Annotated in this window: 13 protein-coding genes; 6 read left to right on the top strand and 7 right to left on the bottom strand. The window is 55.4% G+C overall.

All coding sequences use genetic code 11. The features are described 5' to 3' along the window. The first annotated feature begins 6 nt into the window (after positions 1-6). From ACJ9N4_RS07265 to iolB, 3 genes are read left to right on the top strand one after another with little or no spacing between them, the layout of a single operon-like run. A complete protein-coding gene (locus tag ACJ9N4_RS07265) occupies positions 7-1911 on the top strand; it encodes a bifunctional 5-dehydro-2-deoxygluconokinase/5-dehydro-2-deoxyphosphogluconate aldolase (protein ID WP_182918769.1) in 1905 nt (634 codons plus the stop codon). A gap of 14 nt (positions 1912-1925) precedes the next feature. Then, positions 1926-2816: a myo-inosose-2 dehydratase gene (gene iolE, locus ACJ9N4_RS07260; protein ID WP_182272261.1), complete on the top strand. Its 891-nt coding sequence runs from the start codon at positions 1926-1928 to the stop codon at positions 2814-2816. A 9-nt stretch (positions 2817-2825) separates the two neighbouring features. Then, entirely contained in the window at positions 2826-3650 is an 825-nt protein-coding gene (gene iolB, locus ACJ9N4_RS07255; protein ID WP_182918768.1) for a 5-deoxy-glucuronate isomerase, read from the top strand. Between the two features lie 65 nt (positions 3651-3715). On the opposite strand, the gene ACJ9N4_RS07250 is transcribed toward iolB, so the two are convergent. Beyond that, positions 3716-4936 (bottom strand): MFS transporter, encoded by a 1221-nt coding sequence (locus tag ACJ9N4_RS07250; RefSeq protein WP_182918767.1) that lies wholly within the window; start codon positions 4934-4936, stop codon positions 3716-3718. Positions 4937-5044: 108 nt separating this feature from the next. Between ACJ9N4_RS07250 and ACJ9N4_RS07245 the strand changes: the two genes are divergently transcribed. Further along, positions 5045-5491, top strand: a complete 447-nt coding sequence (locus tag ACJ9N4_RS07245; RefSeq protein WP_182272259.1) for a winged helix-turn-helix transcriptional regulator — start codon at positions 5045-5047, stop codon at positions 5489-5491. 90 nt (positions 5492-5581) lie between these two features. Here the strand turns inward: ACJ9N4_RS07245 and ACJ9N4_RS07240 are convergent, their stop codons facing one another. Continuing rightward, the gene (locus tag ACJ9N4_RS07240; protein ID WP_182918766.1) at positions 5582-6787 is read right to left on the bottom strand and encodes an MFS transporter; all 1206 of its coding nucleotides are present in this window, start codon (positions 6785-6787) and stop codon (positions 5582-5584) included. Positions 6788-6885: 98 nt separating this feature from the next. On the opposite strand from ACJ9N4_RS07240, the gene ACJ9N4_RS07235 reads away from it, so the two are divergent. Then, entirely contained in the window at positions 6886-7776 is an 891-nt protein-coding gene (locus tag ACJ9N4_RS07235) for a LysR family transcriptional regulator (protein ID WP_182918765.1), read from the top strand. Here ACJ9N4_RS07235 and ACJ9N4_RS07230 read toward each other — a convergent pair. Further along, a complete protein-coding gene (locus tag ACJ9N4_RS07230) occupies positions 7773-7961 on the bottom strand; it encodes a YfgG family protein (RefSeq protein ID WP_182272256.1) in 189 nt (62 codons plus the stop codon). The two genes, ACJ9N4_RS07235 and ACJ9N4_RS07230, sit on opposite strands and share 4 nt — an antisense overlap. Before the next feature lie 351 nt (positions 7962-8312). On the opposite strand from ACJ9N4_RS07230, the gene ACJ9N4_RS07225 reads away from it, so the two are divergent. Then, positions 8313-10553 carry an EAL domain-containing protein gene (locus ACJ9N4_RS07225; protein ID WP_411500365.1) on the top strand — a complete coding sequence of 747 codons (2241 nt, stop codon included), beginning with the start codon at positions 8313-8315 and terminating at the stop codon, positions 10551-10553. A gap of 4 nt (positions 10554-10557) precedes the next feature. On the opposite strand, the gene ppx is transcribed toward ACJ9N4_RS07225, so the two are convergent. From ppx to purM, 4 genes are all read right to left on the bottom strand, one after another. Continuing rightward, a complete protein-coding gene (gene ppx, locus ACJ9N4_RS07220) occupies positions 10558-12096 on the bottom strand; it encodes an exopolyphosphatase (protein ID WP_182918764.1) in 1539 nt (512 codons plus the stop codon). A 3-nt stretch (positions 12097-12099) separates the two neighbouring features. After that, a complete protein-coding gene (gene ppk1 / locus ACJ9N4_RS07215; RefSeq protein ID WP_182918763.1) occupies positions 12100-14160 on the bottom strand; it encodes a polyphosphate kinase 1 in 2061 nt (686 codons plus the stop codon). 208 nt (positions 14161-14368) lie between these two features. Next, positions 14369-15010, bottom strand: a complete 642-nt coding sequence (gene purN / locus ACJ9N4_RS07210) for a phosphoribosylglycinamide formyltransferase (RefSeq protein WP_182272252.1) — start codon at positions 15008-15010, stop codon at positions 14369-14371. After that, entirely contained in the window at positions 15007-16044 is a 1038-nt protein-coding gene (gene purM / locus ACJ9N4_RS07205) for a phosphoribosylformylglycinamidine cyclo-ligase (RefSeq protein WP_182272251.1), read from the bottom strand. The genes purN and purM overlap by 4 nt, the downstream gene beginning before the upstream one ends. Positions 16045-16215 lie beyond the last annotated feature (171 nt).

Genomic DNA, 16215 nt, shown 5'->3' with positions numbered 1-16215 from the left:
ATCAACGTGGAAAAGCAGTTTGATGTGATATGCATGGGCCGCGTGGCGGTTGACCTCTACAGCCAGCAGATTGGCGCGCGGCTGGAGGATGTGTCGAGCTTTGCGAAATATCTCGGCGGTTCGTCCGGCAACGTGGCGTACGGCACGGCGCGCCAGGGCTTACGCTCGTCGATGCTGGCGCGCGTCGGCGATGAACATATGGGGCGCTTCCTGCGCGAAGAGTTAAACCAGGTGGGCTGCGATACCAGCCATCTGATTACCGATAAAGAACGCCTGACGGCGCTGGTGCTACTCGGCATTAAAGACCGGGACACCTTTCCACTGATTTTTTACCGCGATAACTGCGCGGATATGGCGATTACCGCCAGCGATGTAGATGAACAGTACATCGCTTCCGCACGTTGTCTTGCCATCACCGGGACGCATCTTTCTCATCCGCAAACGCGCGAAGCGGTACTGACGGCGCTGAACTACGCCCGTCGGCACGGTCTGCGCACGGTACTGGATATCGACTATCGCCCGGTACTGTGGGGGCTGACCTCATTAGGTGACGGCGAAACGCGCTTTATTGCTGCCGATAAGGTGACCCGCGAGCTGCAGGAGGTGCTGCATCTGTTTGACGTGATTGTCGGCACCGAAGAGGAGTTCCATATCGCGGGCGGCAGCACCGATACGTTGCAGGCGCTGGTACAGGTTCGCGCGGTAAGTAAGGCTACGCTGGTCTGCAAACGCGGCGCGCTGGGTTGCTCGGTTTATACCGATGCCATTCCGCCACGTCTGGATGATGGCCTGACGGTGACCGGCGTGCGCGTTGAAGTGCTGAATGTGCTCGGCGCGGGGGATGCATTTATGTCTGGCCTGCTGCGTGGTTATCTTAACGATGAGGGCTGGGAGCAGGCGTGCCGCTATGCTAACGCCTGTGGGGCGCTGGTGGTGTCGCGCCACGGTTGTGCCCCCGCAATGCCGGGCAAAATTGAGCTGGATGATTACCTTTCCCGTGCAGCGCAGGTACCGCGTCCCGACCTCGACCCGCATCTCAACCATCTGCACCGCGTCACGACCCGTCGGCGTCAATGGCCGGAGCTGTGCGTCATGGCCTTCGATCACCGTAGCCAGCTTGAAGAAATGGCGATGCAGTGCGGTGCGTCTCTGAAGCGTATTCCGGCGCTGAAGCAGCTGATCCTGCAGGCCAGCCGCGAGGCGGCAAACTGCGCCGGGCTGGAAGGTAAAGCCGGGTTGCTGTGTGACGGTACCTTTGGTCAGGACGCGCTGAATTCGATTACCGGTGAAGGCTGGTGGATTGGCCGTCCGATTGAGCTGCCAGGTTCCCGTCCACTGGAGATGGAGCACGGCAATATCGGTACCCAGCTCATCAGCTGGCCGCAGGAACATGTGGTGAAATGCCTGGTCTTTTTCCATCCGGAAGATGCGCATGGCCTGCGTCTGGAGCAGGAGCAGAAAATCGCCGAGGTGTACCACGCCTGCTGCCAGTCCGGGCATGAGCTGCTGCTGGAGGTGATCCTGCCTGCCAGCATGCCGCGCAGTGACGAGCTGTATCTGCGTGCCATTTCCCGCTTCTACAACCTGGGGATTTACCCCGACTGGTGGAAACTGCCGCCGCTCTCTTCCGCTGGCTGGACGGCGCTGGGCGAGATCATTGAACGCCGTGACCCGCACTGTCGCGGCGTGGTGATCCTCGGGCTTGATGCGCCGGCAGAGCAACTGCGTGCCGATTTCAAAGCCGCCGCCGGTCAGGCGCTGGTGAAAGGGTTTGCCGTGGGGCGCACGCTGTTTGGCGATGCCTCCCGCGCGTGGCTGAAACACGATATTGATGATGCGCAGCTGGTCGCGCGCATCCGGGACAACTACCTGCAGCTTATCGCCTGGTGGCGTGAGCGCGGACAAGCATAATTCAGGAGACAAAGATGACTGTGCAATTAGGCATTAACCCGCTGACATGGACCAACGACGATTTGCCTTCTCTTGGCGCGGAGACGCCACTGGATACCTGTCTGAGCGAAGGAAAAGAGGCCGGGTTTGCCGGTTTCGAACTGGGCAACAAATTCCCGCGTGAAGCGCGACTGCTTGGCCCCATTCTGCAGCGTCATGATTTACAACTGGTCTCCGGCTGGTATTCCGGTCGTTTACTGGAGCGCAGCGTGGAGGAGGAGATTGCCGCCGTGCAATCGCACCTCACGTTACTGCGTGAACTGGGCGCGAAGGTGCTGGTTTTCGCTGAAGTGAGCGGCTGCATTCATGGCGAGCAGCAGACCCCGGTTCACCTGCGTCCCCGCTTCCCGCAGGAACGCTGGAAAGAGTACGGAGAAAAGCTCACCGCGTTTGCCCGCTATACGCAACAGCAGGGCGTTCAGATTGCCTATCATCACCATATGGGGACGGTGATTGAGTCCGCTGAAGACGTGGATAACCTGATGATTCACACTGGTGAAGAGGTTGGGCTACTGCTGGATACCGGTCATCTGACCTTTGCCGGCGTCGATCCGCTGGTGGTCGCGCAGCGCTGGGCATCCCGCATTAATCATGTTCACTGCAAAGATGTCCGTGCCGACGTGCTGGCCGACGTCAAAAATCGCAAAACCAGCTTCCTGGATGCGGTGCTGAGCGGCGTTTTCACCGTGCCGGGCGACGGCAGCGTGAACTACCCGCCGATTATGGCATTGCTGAAAGCGAACCAGTATCAGGGCTGGCTGGTGGTGGAAGCTGAGCAGGATCCGGCTATCGCACACCCGCTCACGTATGCCCGTCTGGGATATAACAATCTGAGCCGCCTGGCGCGTGACGCCGGGCTTATCTGAGGAGGTGACATGTCACGTCTGTTATCACGCTGGCAGCAGCCCAACGCGGAAGGTTGTACGCAGTCAGTCACGCCGGAACGTGCAGGCTGGGGGCTCGTTGGCTTTGACGTTTATGAGCTGGAGGAGGGGCAGGCGCTGACGCTGCCCGCTGTCGGTGAAGAGCGCTGTCTGGTGCTGGTGGCCGGACGCGCTGCCATCAGCACTCCCACGGCGCAGTTTAGCGATATCGGTGAGCGGATGAGCCCGTTCGAGCGGATCAAACCCTGGGCGGTTTACGTTACGCCGAACGAAGCGGTGCAGGTGAAGGCGTTGACAAAGCTGGAGCTGGCGGTCTGTTCTGCACCGGGTAAAGGGACGTACCCGACGCGACTGATCGCGCCACAGGATATTGGCGGTGAAGCGCGCGGAAAAGGCCATAACCAGCGCTATGTGCATAATATTCTGCCGGAAGATAAGCCTGCCGACAGTTTGCTGGTGGTGGAGGTCTGGACCAACGAAGGCTGTACCAGTTCGTATCCGAGCCACAAGCACGACACGGATAATCCGCCAAACGAAACTTATCTGGAGGAGACGTACTATCATCGTCTCAACCCGGAGCAGGGTTTCTGCATGCAGCGCGTCTACACCGACGACAGAACGCTGGATGAGTGCATGGCGGTCTATAACCGTGACGTGGTCATGGTGCCGAAGGGCTATCACCCGGTGGCGACGATGGCCGGGTATGACAGCTATTATCTCAATGTGATGGCAGGCCCGGTGCGCAAATGGATGTTCACGTGGGAGGATGACCACGCGTGGATTAACAAGGATTATCCCGCGCACAACCGGTCCTGATACGTGTTAAACCCGCAAGATGGAGTGACCTGCTGTATGGGGCCTTTTCATCAATGCGGGTTTTTTTATGCCTGATCTACGGATTTTTGCGTTATCCACCAGAACAGTAGCGCGAGCAGGCTGACCGTTCCGCCGAGCAGGCACACACCCTGCCAGCCAACGGCGGCATAGGTTATTGTCGTGCCTATCGCCCCAAACCCGCTGCCGGTGGCATAGAAAAGCATATAAAGGCCAACCAGCCGGCTATGTGCCTCGGGGCGGGTGCGGAAGATCAGGCTTTGGTTGGTTACGTGCAGCGCTTGTCCTCCCAAATCGAGCAACACGATGCCGATGAGCAGGATGCCGAGCGAGCGGTCCATCAGCGACAATGGCCACCATGCTAACAGTAAGATGACCAGCGCTGCCGCGCTGGTGTTCCGGGCATATCCCCGATCGGCCCATTGCCCTGCACGGGTAGCGGCAAGTGCTCCCACCACGCCAGCCAGACCAAACGCCCCAATCGCGGTATGTGAGAAGTTATAGGGTGGCGAACTCAGTGGAAGCACCAGTGCGCTCCAGAAAATATTGAACGCAGCAAACATCAGCAAGGCCAGTATGCCGCGTACTTGCAGCACTTTTTCTTTCCGTAGCAGGGTCAGCATTGAGCCAATAAGTTGCGGATAGCTCATTACAGTGGGAACGTCTGGCAGACGGGGGAGTTTCCACCACAGTGGAAATGCGATGATGACCATAAGCACGGCGGCACAGAGATATACTCCGCGCCAGCCTGCTATGTCACTTATGCCGCCGGAGAACACTCTGGCGAGTAACAGGCCAATAAACACGCCACCTTGTGCCGCACCAATGACGCGCCCTTGTTCATGGGGCGACGCGGCGCTGGCGGCATAAGCAATTAACCCCTGCGTCATTGCGGTACCCAACATGCCGGTGGCGAGCATGCCTGCCAAAAGGGTTGAGGAAGTCTGCGCTATGCCGACGGATATCAGCGCGGCCACAAGAGCCAACAGTTGTATTGCCATCAGGCGTTTGCGATCCACGTTGTCCCCCAATGGAACAACGAACAGCAAAGCCAGCGCGCAGCCGAGTTGCGTGGCGGTAACAACGCCGCCAACAGCCGCGTGACTGATACCGAAGTCCCCGGCCAGCGCATCAAGCAAAGGCTGTGCGTAATAGACGTTAGCGACGCTTAATCCGCTGGCGATGGAAAACAGCCATATCAGGCTGCGGGGCATGTCAGTGGTGTTCTGTCTGTCTGACGGTAGTGGCGATGTTAGCGATGTTTTCACGATCCCGGCCTCATGCAACCTGGTTTCAAAATGAAACTGGTTGAATGCTAGGGTATGTGGTTTTAAAATGCAACTGGTTATCGCAATCTGACGCTAGCGAGGAAATCTATGTCGACCCGTAAACCGACAACAAATGAATTTTGTCCCGTGCTTCGCTGTGTCGATCTTATCGGAGATCGCTGGTCGCTGCTTATCGTGCGTGATGCCTTTGATGGAATGCGTCGGTTCGGCGATTTTCAGCGCAGCCTGGGCGTCGCGCGAAACATTCTGTCCGATCGACTGAAAAAGCTGGTTGATGCGGACATTCTGGCCATGCAGGGCGCTTCAGATGGTACGGCGTATCAGGAGTATGTCCTGACGACGAAGGGGGAAAGCCTGTTCCCCATCGTCGTGGCGCTGCGGCAATGGGGGGAACAACATTTGTTCGAACCAGGAGAACGCCATTCATTGTTGGTTGATAACCGTACCGGAAAGCCGGTTCCATTTATGGCCCTGACAGCGCAGGACGGCACGGTACTGACAGCGGTCGGTACCCGGGTGAAAAAGGTAGAGTGAAGCCCGGTTTCTCCTTTGTCATTCAGCTCCGCTGAATGCGGGCGTATGTTATCGTCTTTATGTTTGCTCCTGATGGTTTTTTGTATCGGGTTATCCGCGAGGCTGCCGGGATACGGTGGGATACATTTTGCTGACAGATTCTGGGCGGATGTGCCTGTTACGACGCACAATAACGACCGCCAGCGCAGCGATGACCAGCGTCAGGCTCAGGGAAAACCATTGCGCTCCGGCAATCCCGAGCATGTTATTCAGCCACGCATAGGCAAACGGAGATGCCGCCGCCATCAGCTGTCCCGGGATAAGCAATACCCCGGTGCGTCTGGCATAGCTTTCAGCGCTGAACAACTCCAGCGGCAGCGTGGCTTTGACTATTGTCACCAACCCGTTTATCGCACCATACCCCAGCACAAATCCGGCGGCGAGCCACACAAATTTCGACCCGCCCAGCCCGACCAGAAAACAGAGCGGCATGGCAAGCGAGGTCAGTAGCGTCAGCCTGAGCGGTGTCAGGCGCGTACCTGCCATCACTTCCATCAGCCTTGCGCCAGTTTGACCAAATCCCCATAGCATCCCGATGCCAACCGGAAGGCCAAAGCTGGCGATAAATTCCGGCAGATGTGTAGACGTACCGTTAGAGACAAAGGTGATGAGAGCGATAAATGCCGCATAGAGCCATCCGTTATGCGGGTCATCTTTCGATACAGACGCTTCTGTTTTTACAATGACGGGAGGCTTGTGGTGAGGCAGTTGGCAGATAAGCACAGCACTCAGCAGGCCAAAAAGGGCGTAAATCAGAAGCGCATCCTGCCAGTGCATCACCTTGAGTAACGCATCGCCCAATGGCCAAAATACGGCAGATGCCAGGCCACCTGCCAGCGTTACACGGGAAATCGTACGTCGGGCCTGTTGGCCGTAGAGATTTACCAGAGAGGCGAAAAGCGCGTCATACAGCGAAAGACGCATGCCAATGCCGGTGATGAGCCAGATGCCGTACCAGCCCGTTAACGTAGAGGTATACGTCATTACTACACAGCTTGCGGCAATCAGTAAGGTTCCGCCCATCACGACACGTTGCCCGCCAAAGCGAGCCAGCAAGCGGGCGACAAAAGGGGAGACGGCGGCCATCATCAGCATGGCGAGAGTCAGGCCGAGATAGATGTCGGGTGATGACCATCCCCGGTCGTGGGCAATTGCCTGTGCAAAGGTACCCGGCATGTAAAAAGAGATACCCCAGTTGATGAGCTGATTGCAACCGGCAGTCAGAGAGAGGCACCGGGGAAGTGCAGGTGTTTCCATTATTTTTCATTCCGTTAATGCAGTTGTCCTCAGCATAACGGGCGCGGTATTGTGCTGGCAGGCTCGTGACCTTATGACCTGTATAAGAGAAACTTTGAATGACGACGCTAAATCTGGGCAATCTGGCGACTTTTCGCCTGGTGGTACAGCGGGGCAGCTTTTCAGCCGCAGCGGATGTGCTTGGCCTTTCTCAGCCTGCGGTTAGCCTGCAAATCCGCCAGCTTGAGCAATTTCTTCAGACGCGATTGATTGAACGTACAGGGCGCGGCATTAAAGCCACCGCTGCCGGGCTGGCACTGTTAAGCCACGGGGAGCGTATTGAACAGGTAGTGGATGAGGCTATTCGTTCCGTCAGCGAGTTTAACCGCGAGGTCAGCGGCACAATCACGCTCGGGACGGGGGCAACAGCCTGTATCCATCTTTTGCCCCCGCTGTTGCAACAGCTACGAAACGATTACCCGTTATTAAAGGTGGGCGTCACGACCGGGAACACGCTCGATATTGTTCGGGCGATTGAAGAGAATCGTCTGGACATGGGGCTGGTCACGCTGCCTGTCAGCGGGCGCACGCTGGATGTCATGCCGGTGATGAATGAAGAGTTCGTCTTTATTGTTTCGCAGGAGCAGCCCGGCCCGTGGGATCTGCTGACGCCAGAGGTCTTGCACGCTCAGCCCTTGATTGCGTTCGAATCGGGAAGTGGCACGCGTGCGCTAATTGACGGCTGGTTTGAGGCCTGCGGGATCGCGATAGCGCCCGTGATGCAGCTTGGAAGCATTGAGGCTATCAAACGTATGGTGCGTGCAGGGCTTGGCTACAGCATCGTGCCGCGAATGGCGGTGGAAAACCTGGACGATCGTGAAGGGTTAAGTGTGCATTCACTGACACCGGTTTTGCAGCGCCAACTGGCTGTTGTAATGCGTCAGGACAAAATCCTGAGCAAAGGGATCTCTGCCATTATACGGATGCTGCAAAATACGCCGCTGGCTTAGCGATCGGCAGTGTCGACGGACAGACTGGTTTGCTGAGATTGCATTTTATCCTGGTGGTGATACCAGGCACCAATGGAGGAGTAAACAAAGCGGCCAAAGAAAAACAGGAAGCTGATGAGCAGTATGATGCGGGTCATCCGAGTGTTAAACCGATGTCGTTTGTGCATACGCGTGGCCTGACTCACTGTGTTTTCCTGGGCATACCCTTTTGGGCGATACGGTTATTAAGGCACAGTGGGAAGACGGGGTCAATTCTGTGATGTGTAAAAAACCGTCAACATTTACATTTGTTAATGTTATTGAACGTAACGTATGCATTTATTACGTTGATAACAACAAAGAAAGTAACCAAAAAAAACGTAAATAAGGGGTGTTCAGATTAAATAGTTTGATTTAAGTCAACGGGTTCCCGGCCCCGATAACTAAAATCCATCCTCCACGATATTCGCTCTGTACTCTTTCGGGCGGCATGTATGTCAGGTCGGATGCCTGTCTTCATTTTCCCTCTGGAGCGAAAGGGGTTTAACCGGGCATCTATGAAAATTATCCCCTTCCTGAATCACAATAAAGATCGCTGGTGGGCGCTCCCTCTTATTTTACCCGTCGTTCTGTTGCCCGCGATTAGCGTGGCGAATACCTTTACGCAAATGGGCGACGGTATTGTGGCACTGTATTATTTGCCGCTCTCGTTCCTGCTTTCACTGATGATGTTCTTTGGTCTGGAAGCGCTCCCCGGGATCGTGTTGTCGCTGTTGTTCCGCTACTACGCGTCGGTTGGGCTGTTTGAAACCGTCGCCAGCATATTTCATTTTATTGTCCCCTTAGTGCTCTGCTGGGGCGGCTACCGCGTGTTTGCTCCCGGACGCAATATGACCGCTTATGGCGATGTGCGCCTGATGGCTCAGCGTCTCTTCTGGCAGGTCTTTTGCCCGGCGACGCTGTTCCTGCTGTTGTTTCAGTTTGCGGCCTATCTTGGTATCTATGAGAGCCGTCAGAGCCTGGCGGGGCTGAACCCTCTCAATATTTGTACGCTCATTAACTATCAGGCGCTGTTAGTCAGTGGGCTTACCGGTGTGCCGCTGAGCTACTTGCTTATCCGGCTGATCCGTCATCCACGGTATATCAGGGGATTTATTTCCCAGATCCGTTTGCAGATAGACAAAAAAGTCACGGTTATCGAATCTCTGCTTTGGGTTACGGTGATGGGCGGGCTGCTTTCGCTGCTCCTGATCCCGATGAATGAAAACAGCTCTATTTTCAGTACCAACTACACCCTGTCGTTGCTGATGCCAGTGATGCTCTGGGGCGCGATGCGCTGTGGTTATAAGCTGATGTCAATAATCTGGACGCCGGTTCTGCTGGTGTCGATTCACTATTTCTACCGTTACATTCCGCTGCAGCAGGGGTATGACATTCAGCTGGCGATCACCTCATCCAGCTATCTGGTGTTTTCGTTTGTGGTGATTTACATGTCGATGCTGGCAACACGGCAGCGCGCCATTAATATGCGTTCCCGCAGGCTGGCGCTTCTCGACCCGGTGGTACACATGCCGAACCTGCGGGCGCTCTCGCGCGATCTGGCTAAATCACCGTGGTCAGCGCTCTGCTTATTACGTATTCCTGAGCTGGAAGTTCTGGGGCGGAACTACGGCGTGATGTTGCGTATTCAGTATAAACAGCAGCTGGCGCAATGGATTAACGGTACGCTCCAGCCCAATGAACGGGTTTATCACCTGACCGGTTATGATCTTGCTGTGCGGCTCAATGTGGAATCGCACCAGCAGCGCATTGATGCCCTGGATGCGCATATCAAGGAATTCCGCTTTATCTGGGATGGGATACCACTGCAGCCTCAGGTGGGGGTGAGCTATTGCTATGTACGCTCGCCGGTAAACCATCTCCACCTGATGCTGGGTGAGCTGAGCGTGATTGCCGATCTGTCGCTCTCGACCAACCACCCGGAGAACCTGCAGCAGCGTGGTGTCACCCATTTGCAGCGCACCCTGAAGGATAAAGTGGCGATGATGGGGCGTCTGCAAAGCGCGCTCGACCGAAATGCCTTTACCCTGATGGTTCAGCCTGTCCGGGGGCTGCGTGGCGATTGTTATCACGAAGTATTGCTGCGGATGCCGGATACGGACGGCACTTTGCTCTCTCCCGATCGGTTCCTGCCCGTAGCCCAGGAGTTTGGTTTGTCGTCGCGCGTTGACCTGTGGGTACTGGAGCGCACCTTACGCTTCCTGGCTGAACACCGTGACAGGCTGCCTGGTCAGCGTTTTGCCATTAATCTGGCACCGCCAACCGTGTGTCGGGCGCAGTTCCCGCTCGAGGTGAGCCGTCTGTTGGCAAAATATGGCGTGGAGGCCTGGCAACTGATATTCGAAGTGACCGAGTGCAGCTCGTTCGGGAGTGCGGAGCAGGCAATACAGACACTCAGGCAACTGCAAAAAATGGGCGTACGCATTGCGATCGATGATTTTGGTACCGGCTATGCGAGCTATGCCCGGCTGAAAAGCGTGGATGCCGATATTCTCAAGATAGACGGCAGCTTTATTCGCAATATCGTCAGTAACAGCCTGGATTATCAGATAGTCGCGTCCATTTGCCATCTGGCGCGCATGAAGAAAATGCTGGTGGTGGCAGAGTATGTGGAAACTGAAGAGATACATAGCGCGGTTCACGCGCTAGGTATCGACTATGTACAAGGATATTTGATAGGCAAACCGGTTGCCCTTGAGTCGCTGTCGCAAGCCGGGGCGTCGCAGGTGGACGCCTGAGCCATTACGCTGCGACGTCGGCGCTTTCTTCTTCGATTTTAAGCAGCCAGCCGGTGACCGCTTCCCAGTACTGTTGCTCTTTTTCCAGATCCAGCAATACCAGCGCATTCTGACTAAACCAGTCGTGCGGGAAGCTCAGCGTCCAGTGGTGATCATCCGTTTTGAGTTTCAGCGTCGGCGGCGTGGTGGTGGCCTGGCGCTGGTTATTGAGCAACACCCCCAGACGCAGCAGTTGAATCAGCGGCAGGAACTGCTTTTTCTTAAACAGCGTGAAGCGCGGCAAATCATCGAGCTTGATGACTTTACGATGGTAACGAACCAGCGTGGCCATCATGGTTTGCTGCTCCTGGTTGAAGCCAGGCAGGTCGCTGTTTTGCAGAATATAGGCCGAATGGCGATGCATTCCGCTGTGGTTAATATTCAGCCCCACTTCGTGTAGCATCGCCGCCCATTTCAGCAGGGCAGCAAGCTGCGGGTGCGCCAGCTTAGGATTCTGTTCCTGCCATTGATCGTATATCTGAATGGTCGTTTCCAGGACGCGCTTCGCCTGCTCGCGGTCGATGTTGTACTGATTTGCCAGACTTTGCGCGGTGCGGCTGCGAATATCCTGGTGGCGGAAGCGGCCTTCCATTTCATACAGCACGCCTTCACGCAGCGCACCGTCGGAGAGACGCAGTTCCTTAATGGCCAGCGAATCAAACACACCGCACAGGATCGCAAGACCCGGTACAAATACCGCTTTACGTTCTTCGGACAGACCCGGCAGGCTTAAGGCGTCAAAACTTTTATGCTTAATCACCTCGTCGGCCAGCAGCGTCAGGCGTTCAGGAGTGATAAAACCGTCTTTTTCACCCATTGCCAGCAGCACTTCATGCGCCGCCTTGATGGTACCCGATGCGCCCAGCGCCACGTTCCAGCCCTGAATGCGGTACTGCCAGGCCAGGTTTTCCAGTTTCTGGATCGCCGCCATGCGCGCCCGCTGGAAATTCTCGCGAGTGATGGTTCCACCCTGGAAATACATCTGCGCGAAGCTGACGCAGCCCATACGGCGGCTCTCCACCAGACGAGGCTCAAAGTCTTCGCCAATCACCAATTCCGTTGAGCCACCGCCGATATCAATGACCAGCTTGCGGCCTTTTTCTGGCTGCGTATGCTCCACGCCCATGAAAATCAGACGCGCTTCTTCATTGCCGGAGATTATCTCAATCGGGTAGGGGATGACTTTTTCCGCACGCTTGAGAAATTCAGGTGCGTTCAGCGCCTGGCGTAACGTATGCGTACCTACGATACAAACGCTGGACGGTGAGAATCCCTGCAGGCGTTCAGCAAACAGCGACAGGCAGTTCAGGCCGCGCTCCATTGCCTCTTCGCTGAGCATGCTGCGCTCGTCAAGACCATCCGCCAGGTGTACCCTCTGCTTCAGACGGCCGATGATCTGCATCGCGCCATCCACCTCACGGGCGATGACCATGTGGAAACTGTTAGAACCAAGATCGACTGCGGCGAATTCCTGCGGTCGTGGGGTCTTATCATTTATCGGCATAGGTTAATCGGGTTGCTCGAGTGATTTGATATAGTCGTAAATCGCCAGTTGCGACCGCACTTTGCGGCGGTTGCCGCGCGGTACATAGCGGTTACTGAGTTCTTTGTCGATATGGCGTGCTTTCACCGTATCGCTAAACAAAATCTCGATAATGTCGAGGATCTGCTGCTTCAGACGTGGATCAAGCAGCGGAGCCGCAACTTCAATGCGGTAATCAATATTGCGCGTCATCCAGTCCGCAGAGGAAAGATAAACCTGTTTATCACCCGCATTATCGAAAATATAGATCCTGTCGTGTTCCAGATAGCGGTCAACGATGCTAATAACGCGAATATTTTCGCTGATACCTTCCAGCTCCGGGATCAACGAACACATACCACGGATCAACAAATTGACCGGTACACCTGAACTGGATGCCGCATACAGCCTGTCTACCAGCCCTTTATCCACCAGGTTATTGAGCTTCAGCGTGATGCCGGACGACAATCCTTTCTGCGCGTTGGCGATCTCTTTGTCGATCATCTCGTACAGCAGGCGGCGCGAGTTCTGCGGTGACACCAGCAGATAGTCGAAGCTCACCGGACGGTACGGGTTCTCGATGAAGTTAAACACCCGACGCACTTCGTTGGTGATGCGCGCATCGGCGGTCAGCAGCGAGTAGTCAGTATAAATACGCGCGGTTTTCTCGTTAAAGTTACCGGTACCGATATGGGCATAACGCACCACATCGTCTCCCTCTTTACGGGATACGAGGAACAGCTTGGCGTGAATTTTCAGCCCCGGTGCGGAGAAGATAACGTGTACGCCCGCTTCCGTCAGACGGCGCGCCCAGTGAATGTTTGCCTCTTCGTCGAAACGCGCCTGCAGCTCAACCACCACGGTGACTTTCTTACCGTTGTGCGCCGCGTGGATCATCGCGTCGATGATGCGCGAATCTTTTGCCACACGGTAGATGTTGATTTTAATCGCCAGCACGCTGGGGTCGAAGGAGGCCTGACGCAGCAGTTCCAGCACGTGCTCAAAGGTGTGATACGGATAGTAAAGCAGGACATCGCGTTCGCGAATGGCGTCGAATCCGTTGCGGAATTTATCAAACCAGAGATGACGCAGGCGCGGCAGCGGTTTGTTCACCAGATTGGTTTTGCCGACGTTCGGGAAGCCAATAAAGTCTTTAAAGTTGTGGTAACGGCCACCCGGCACAATGGAGTCATAGCGCGAAATGGTCAACTTCTCGCGCAGCATTTCCACCATCGCGTCTGGCATATCGCGCTGATAGACAAAGCGCACTGGCTCTGCCGTCAGGCGTTGCTTGAGGCTGGAGGACATCAGCTCCATCAGACTGGCTTCCATCTCGTGTACCAGGTCATATTCGGCGTCACGGGTCATCTTCATTGAGTAGGCGTTTAACGCGTCATAATCGAAGAAGCCTTTAAAGATGTCGTCCAGACAGTAGCGCAGAATGTTGTCCAGCAGGATCATTGGCTTACGTCTGCGCGGGGTTTCCGGCGGCAGGTTCACAAAGCGTGGAACCTTATCGGACGGGATCTCCAGCAGTGCGTAGCGGATGGTGTCGCCGCGAATGATTTCCACCGCCAGATAGGTGTAATCATCTTTCAGGAACTGCACCAGGTCGGTTTCGCGGTTAATCAGAATCGGGGTAATGTGCTGGCGCAGATACTGTTTGAAGTAATGTCGCAGCCAGTTTTGTTGGTTAACAGAGAGCTGGCGTTCGTTAATCAGGAAGATTTGGTTGCGTGCCATTTCCAGCAGCAGTTCGTTATACAGGCTGTCAAATTCCTGATCGGCTTTCAACACGCGGGCCTGGATTTTTCCCAGCAGATGGCGCGAGTGAGAGTTTAAGCCCTGCTCTTCGCTGATGATGATTCGCCGTTTCAGCTCGGCAAAGCGAACCTTGTAGAACTCATCCAGGTTATTGGAATAAATACCCAAAAAACGCATACGCTCAATCAGCGGGTTACTTTTGTCTGCCGCTTCCTGGAGTACACGCTCGTTGAATGCTAACCAGCTTAGCTCTTTCTCGATATATAACTTTTCCTGACCCATTACAGCTCACACTCCAGTTCAATCACAGGACGTGGTAAATCCGTCTCGTCCTTATTATGGCGAGCATTTCCACGATATGTCCAACAGTGCCAGAAAAGTATGACAGTTATTTTTTTTCTGGGGGATTTTAGAGGGTTGGGGGAAGGGCGTGTCGGGGGGGGGGGCGATGTGTTGGTCGGGTAAGCGCAGCGCTACCCGACATAACAAACTACTCTTCGGCCGCATATCCCTGCGCAGGAAGCTGAACGCCATCCAGCCAGGCTGCGCCGTCGCGCATTTCCAGACGCCCGTCGACAAACCAGCTTACCACCAGTGGGTAAATGGCGTGTTCCTGGGTTTGCACGCGTTCGGTCACATCGTCTTCGTTGTCACCGTCAAAGACCGGCACTTTTGCCTGCAGGATCACCGGCCCACCGTCCAGCTCGTCGGTCACGAAATGCACAGAGGTACCGTGCTCTTCATCGCCGTTTTCCAGAACCTGGCGATGGGTGTGCAGGCCTGGGTATTTCGGCAGCAGAGAAGGGTGGATATTGAGCAGGCGACCGGCATAGTGGGACACGAATGCCGGGCTCAGGATACGCATATACCCCGCCAGCACCACGACATCGGGTGCGTAGGCGTCAATCTCTTGTACCAGTTCGCGGTCAAAGGCTTCGCGACCGGCAAACTGACTGGCTTCCAGCGCGTGCGCGGGGATGTTTTCCTCCCGGGCACGCTCAAGGCCGAACGCATCAGCCTTGTTACTGAAAACTGCCCGAATGGTGCCATTGATCTTCTTCTGTTTGCAGGCGTCTATGACGGCCTGCAAATTGCTTCCGTTGCCGGAAATGAGCACCACAATGTTTTTCATTCAATGACCACACGCTGTTCGGAATCGGATGCTTTGATAATACCGATTTTCCACGCGTTTTCACCTTTCTCATTCAGCAGCTTAACTGCTTTGTCCGCTTCGCTTGCAGGCAGGGCGATAACCATGCCCACGCCGCAGTTAAAGGTACGGTACATTTCGTGGGCGCTCACGTTGCCTGCGGTTTGCAGCCATTTAAAGACGGACGGCCACTGCCAGGAAGATTCGTCGATCACGGCCTGGGTGTTATCCGGCAGTACGCGCGGAATGTTTTCCCAGAAACCGCCGCCGGTCAGGTGGGCAATAGCGTGAACGTCGACGTTCTCGATCAGTTCCAGTACGTTTTTCACGTAGATGCGGGTTGGGGCCAGCAGGTGGTCTGCCAGTGGTTTGCCATCAAGTTCGGTGGTCTGTGGGTCACAGCCGCTGACTTCGAGGATTTTACGTACCAGAGAGTAGCCGTTAGAGTGCGGGCCGCTGGAGGCCAGCGCAACCAGCACATCGCCGTCAGCCACTTTGCTGCCGTCGATAATTTCTGATTTTTCTACCACACCGACGCAGAAACCTGCGACGTCATAATCTTCACCGTGGTACATGCCTGGCATTTCAGCGGTTTCACCGCCGACCAGCGCACAGCCTGACTGCAGACAGCCTTCGGCGATACCGTTAATCACGCTGGCTGCGGTATCCACGTCCAGTTTGCCAGTGGCGTAGTAATCGAGGAAGAACAGCGGCTCTGCGCCCTGAACCACCAGGTCATTCACACACATCGCCACCAGATCGATACCGATCGTGTCGTGACGCTTAAGATCCATCGCCAGGCGCAGTTTTGTACCTACACCGTCAGTACCCGAGACCAGAACAGGTTCACGATATTTTTGCGGCAGTGCGCACAGTGCGCCGAATCCACCCAGACCACCCATCACTTCCGGGCGGCGGGTTTTTTTCACCACACCTTTGATTCGGTCAACCAGCGCATTACCTGCGTCAATATCAACACCGGCATCTTTGTAGCTGAGAGAAGTTTTGTTGGTCACGGCTTAAATCCCCACGCGATTGCATAGCTAGTAAGAAAAATCGGCGCAATTCTAACAGTCCAGGCAAACGTTTGCGAGCCTATTCTCGGTGAGAGGATTTTTTTTTCTGTGCGGCCTGTGAATGCAGCCAAACTTGACTCTGTTCACGAAAATGAAACCGGTTTCGGTAAT

This window comes from Enterobacter sp. LM3, assembly GCF_046622475.1.
GTDB lineage: Bacteria > Pseudomonadota > Gammaproteobacteria > Enterobacterales > Enterobacteriaceae > Enterobacter > Enterobacter cloacae_P.
This window is presented reverse-complemented; position numbering and strand designations above follow the sequence as displayed.

What these genes read in the sequence shown, in the direction of transcription:
- purN (WP_182272252.1), bottom strand. Translation starts at nt 15,010, where the DNA reads ATGAAAAACATTGTGGTGCTCATTTCCGGCAACGGAAGCAATTTGCAG.
- ppx (WP_182918764.1), bottom strand. Translation starts at nt 12,096, where the DNA reads ATGCCGATAAATGATAAGACCCCACGACCGCAGGAATTCGCCGCAGTC.
- ppk1 (WP_182918763.1), bottom strand. Translation starts at nt 14,160, where the DNA reads ATGGGTCAGGAAAAGTTATATATCGAGAAAGAGCTAAGCTGGTTAGCA.
- ACJ9N4_RS07225 (WP_411500365.1), top strand. Translation starts at nt 8,313, where the DNA reads ATGAAAATTATCCCCTTCCTGAATCACAATAAAGATCGCTGGTGGGCG.
- ACJ9N4_RS07235 (WP_182918765.1), top strand. Translation starts at nt 6,886, where the DNA reads ATGACGACGCTAAATCTGGGCAATCTGGCGACTTTTCGCCTGGTGGTA.
- iolE (WP_182272261.1), top strand. Translation starts at nt 1,926, where the DNA reads ATGACTGTGCAATTAGGCATTAACCCGCTGACATGGACCAACGACGAT.
- ACJ9N4_RS07245 (WP_182272259.1), top strand. Translation starts at nt 5,045, where the DNA reads ATGTCGACCCGTAAACCGACAACAAATGAATTTTGTCCCGTGCTTCGC.
- iolB (WP_182918768.1), top strand. Translation starts at nt 2,826, where the DNA reads ATGTCACGTCTGTTATCACGCTGGCAGCAGCCCAACGCGGAAGGTTGT.
- ACJ9N4_RS07240 (WP_182918766.1), bottom strand. Translation starts at nt 6,787, where the DNA reads ATGGAAACACCTGCACTTCCCCGGTGCCTCTCTCTGACTGCCGGTTGC.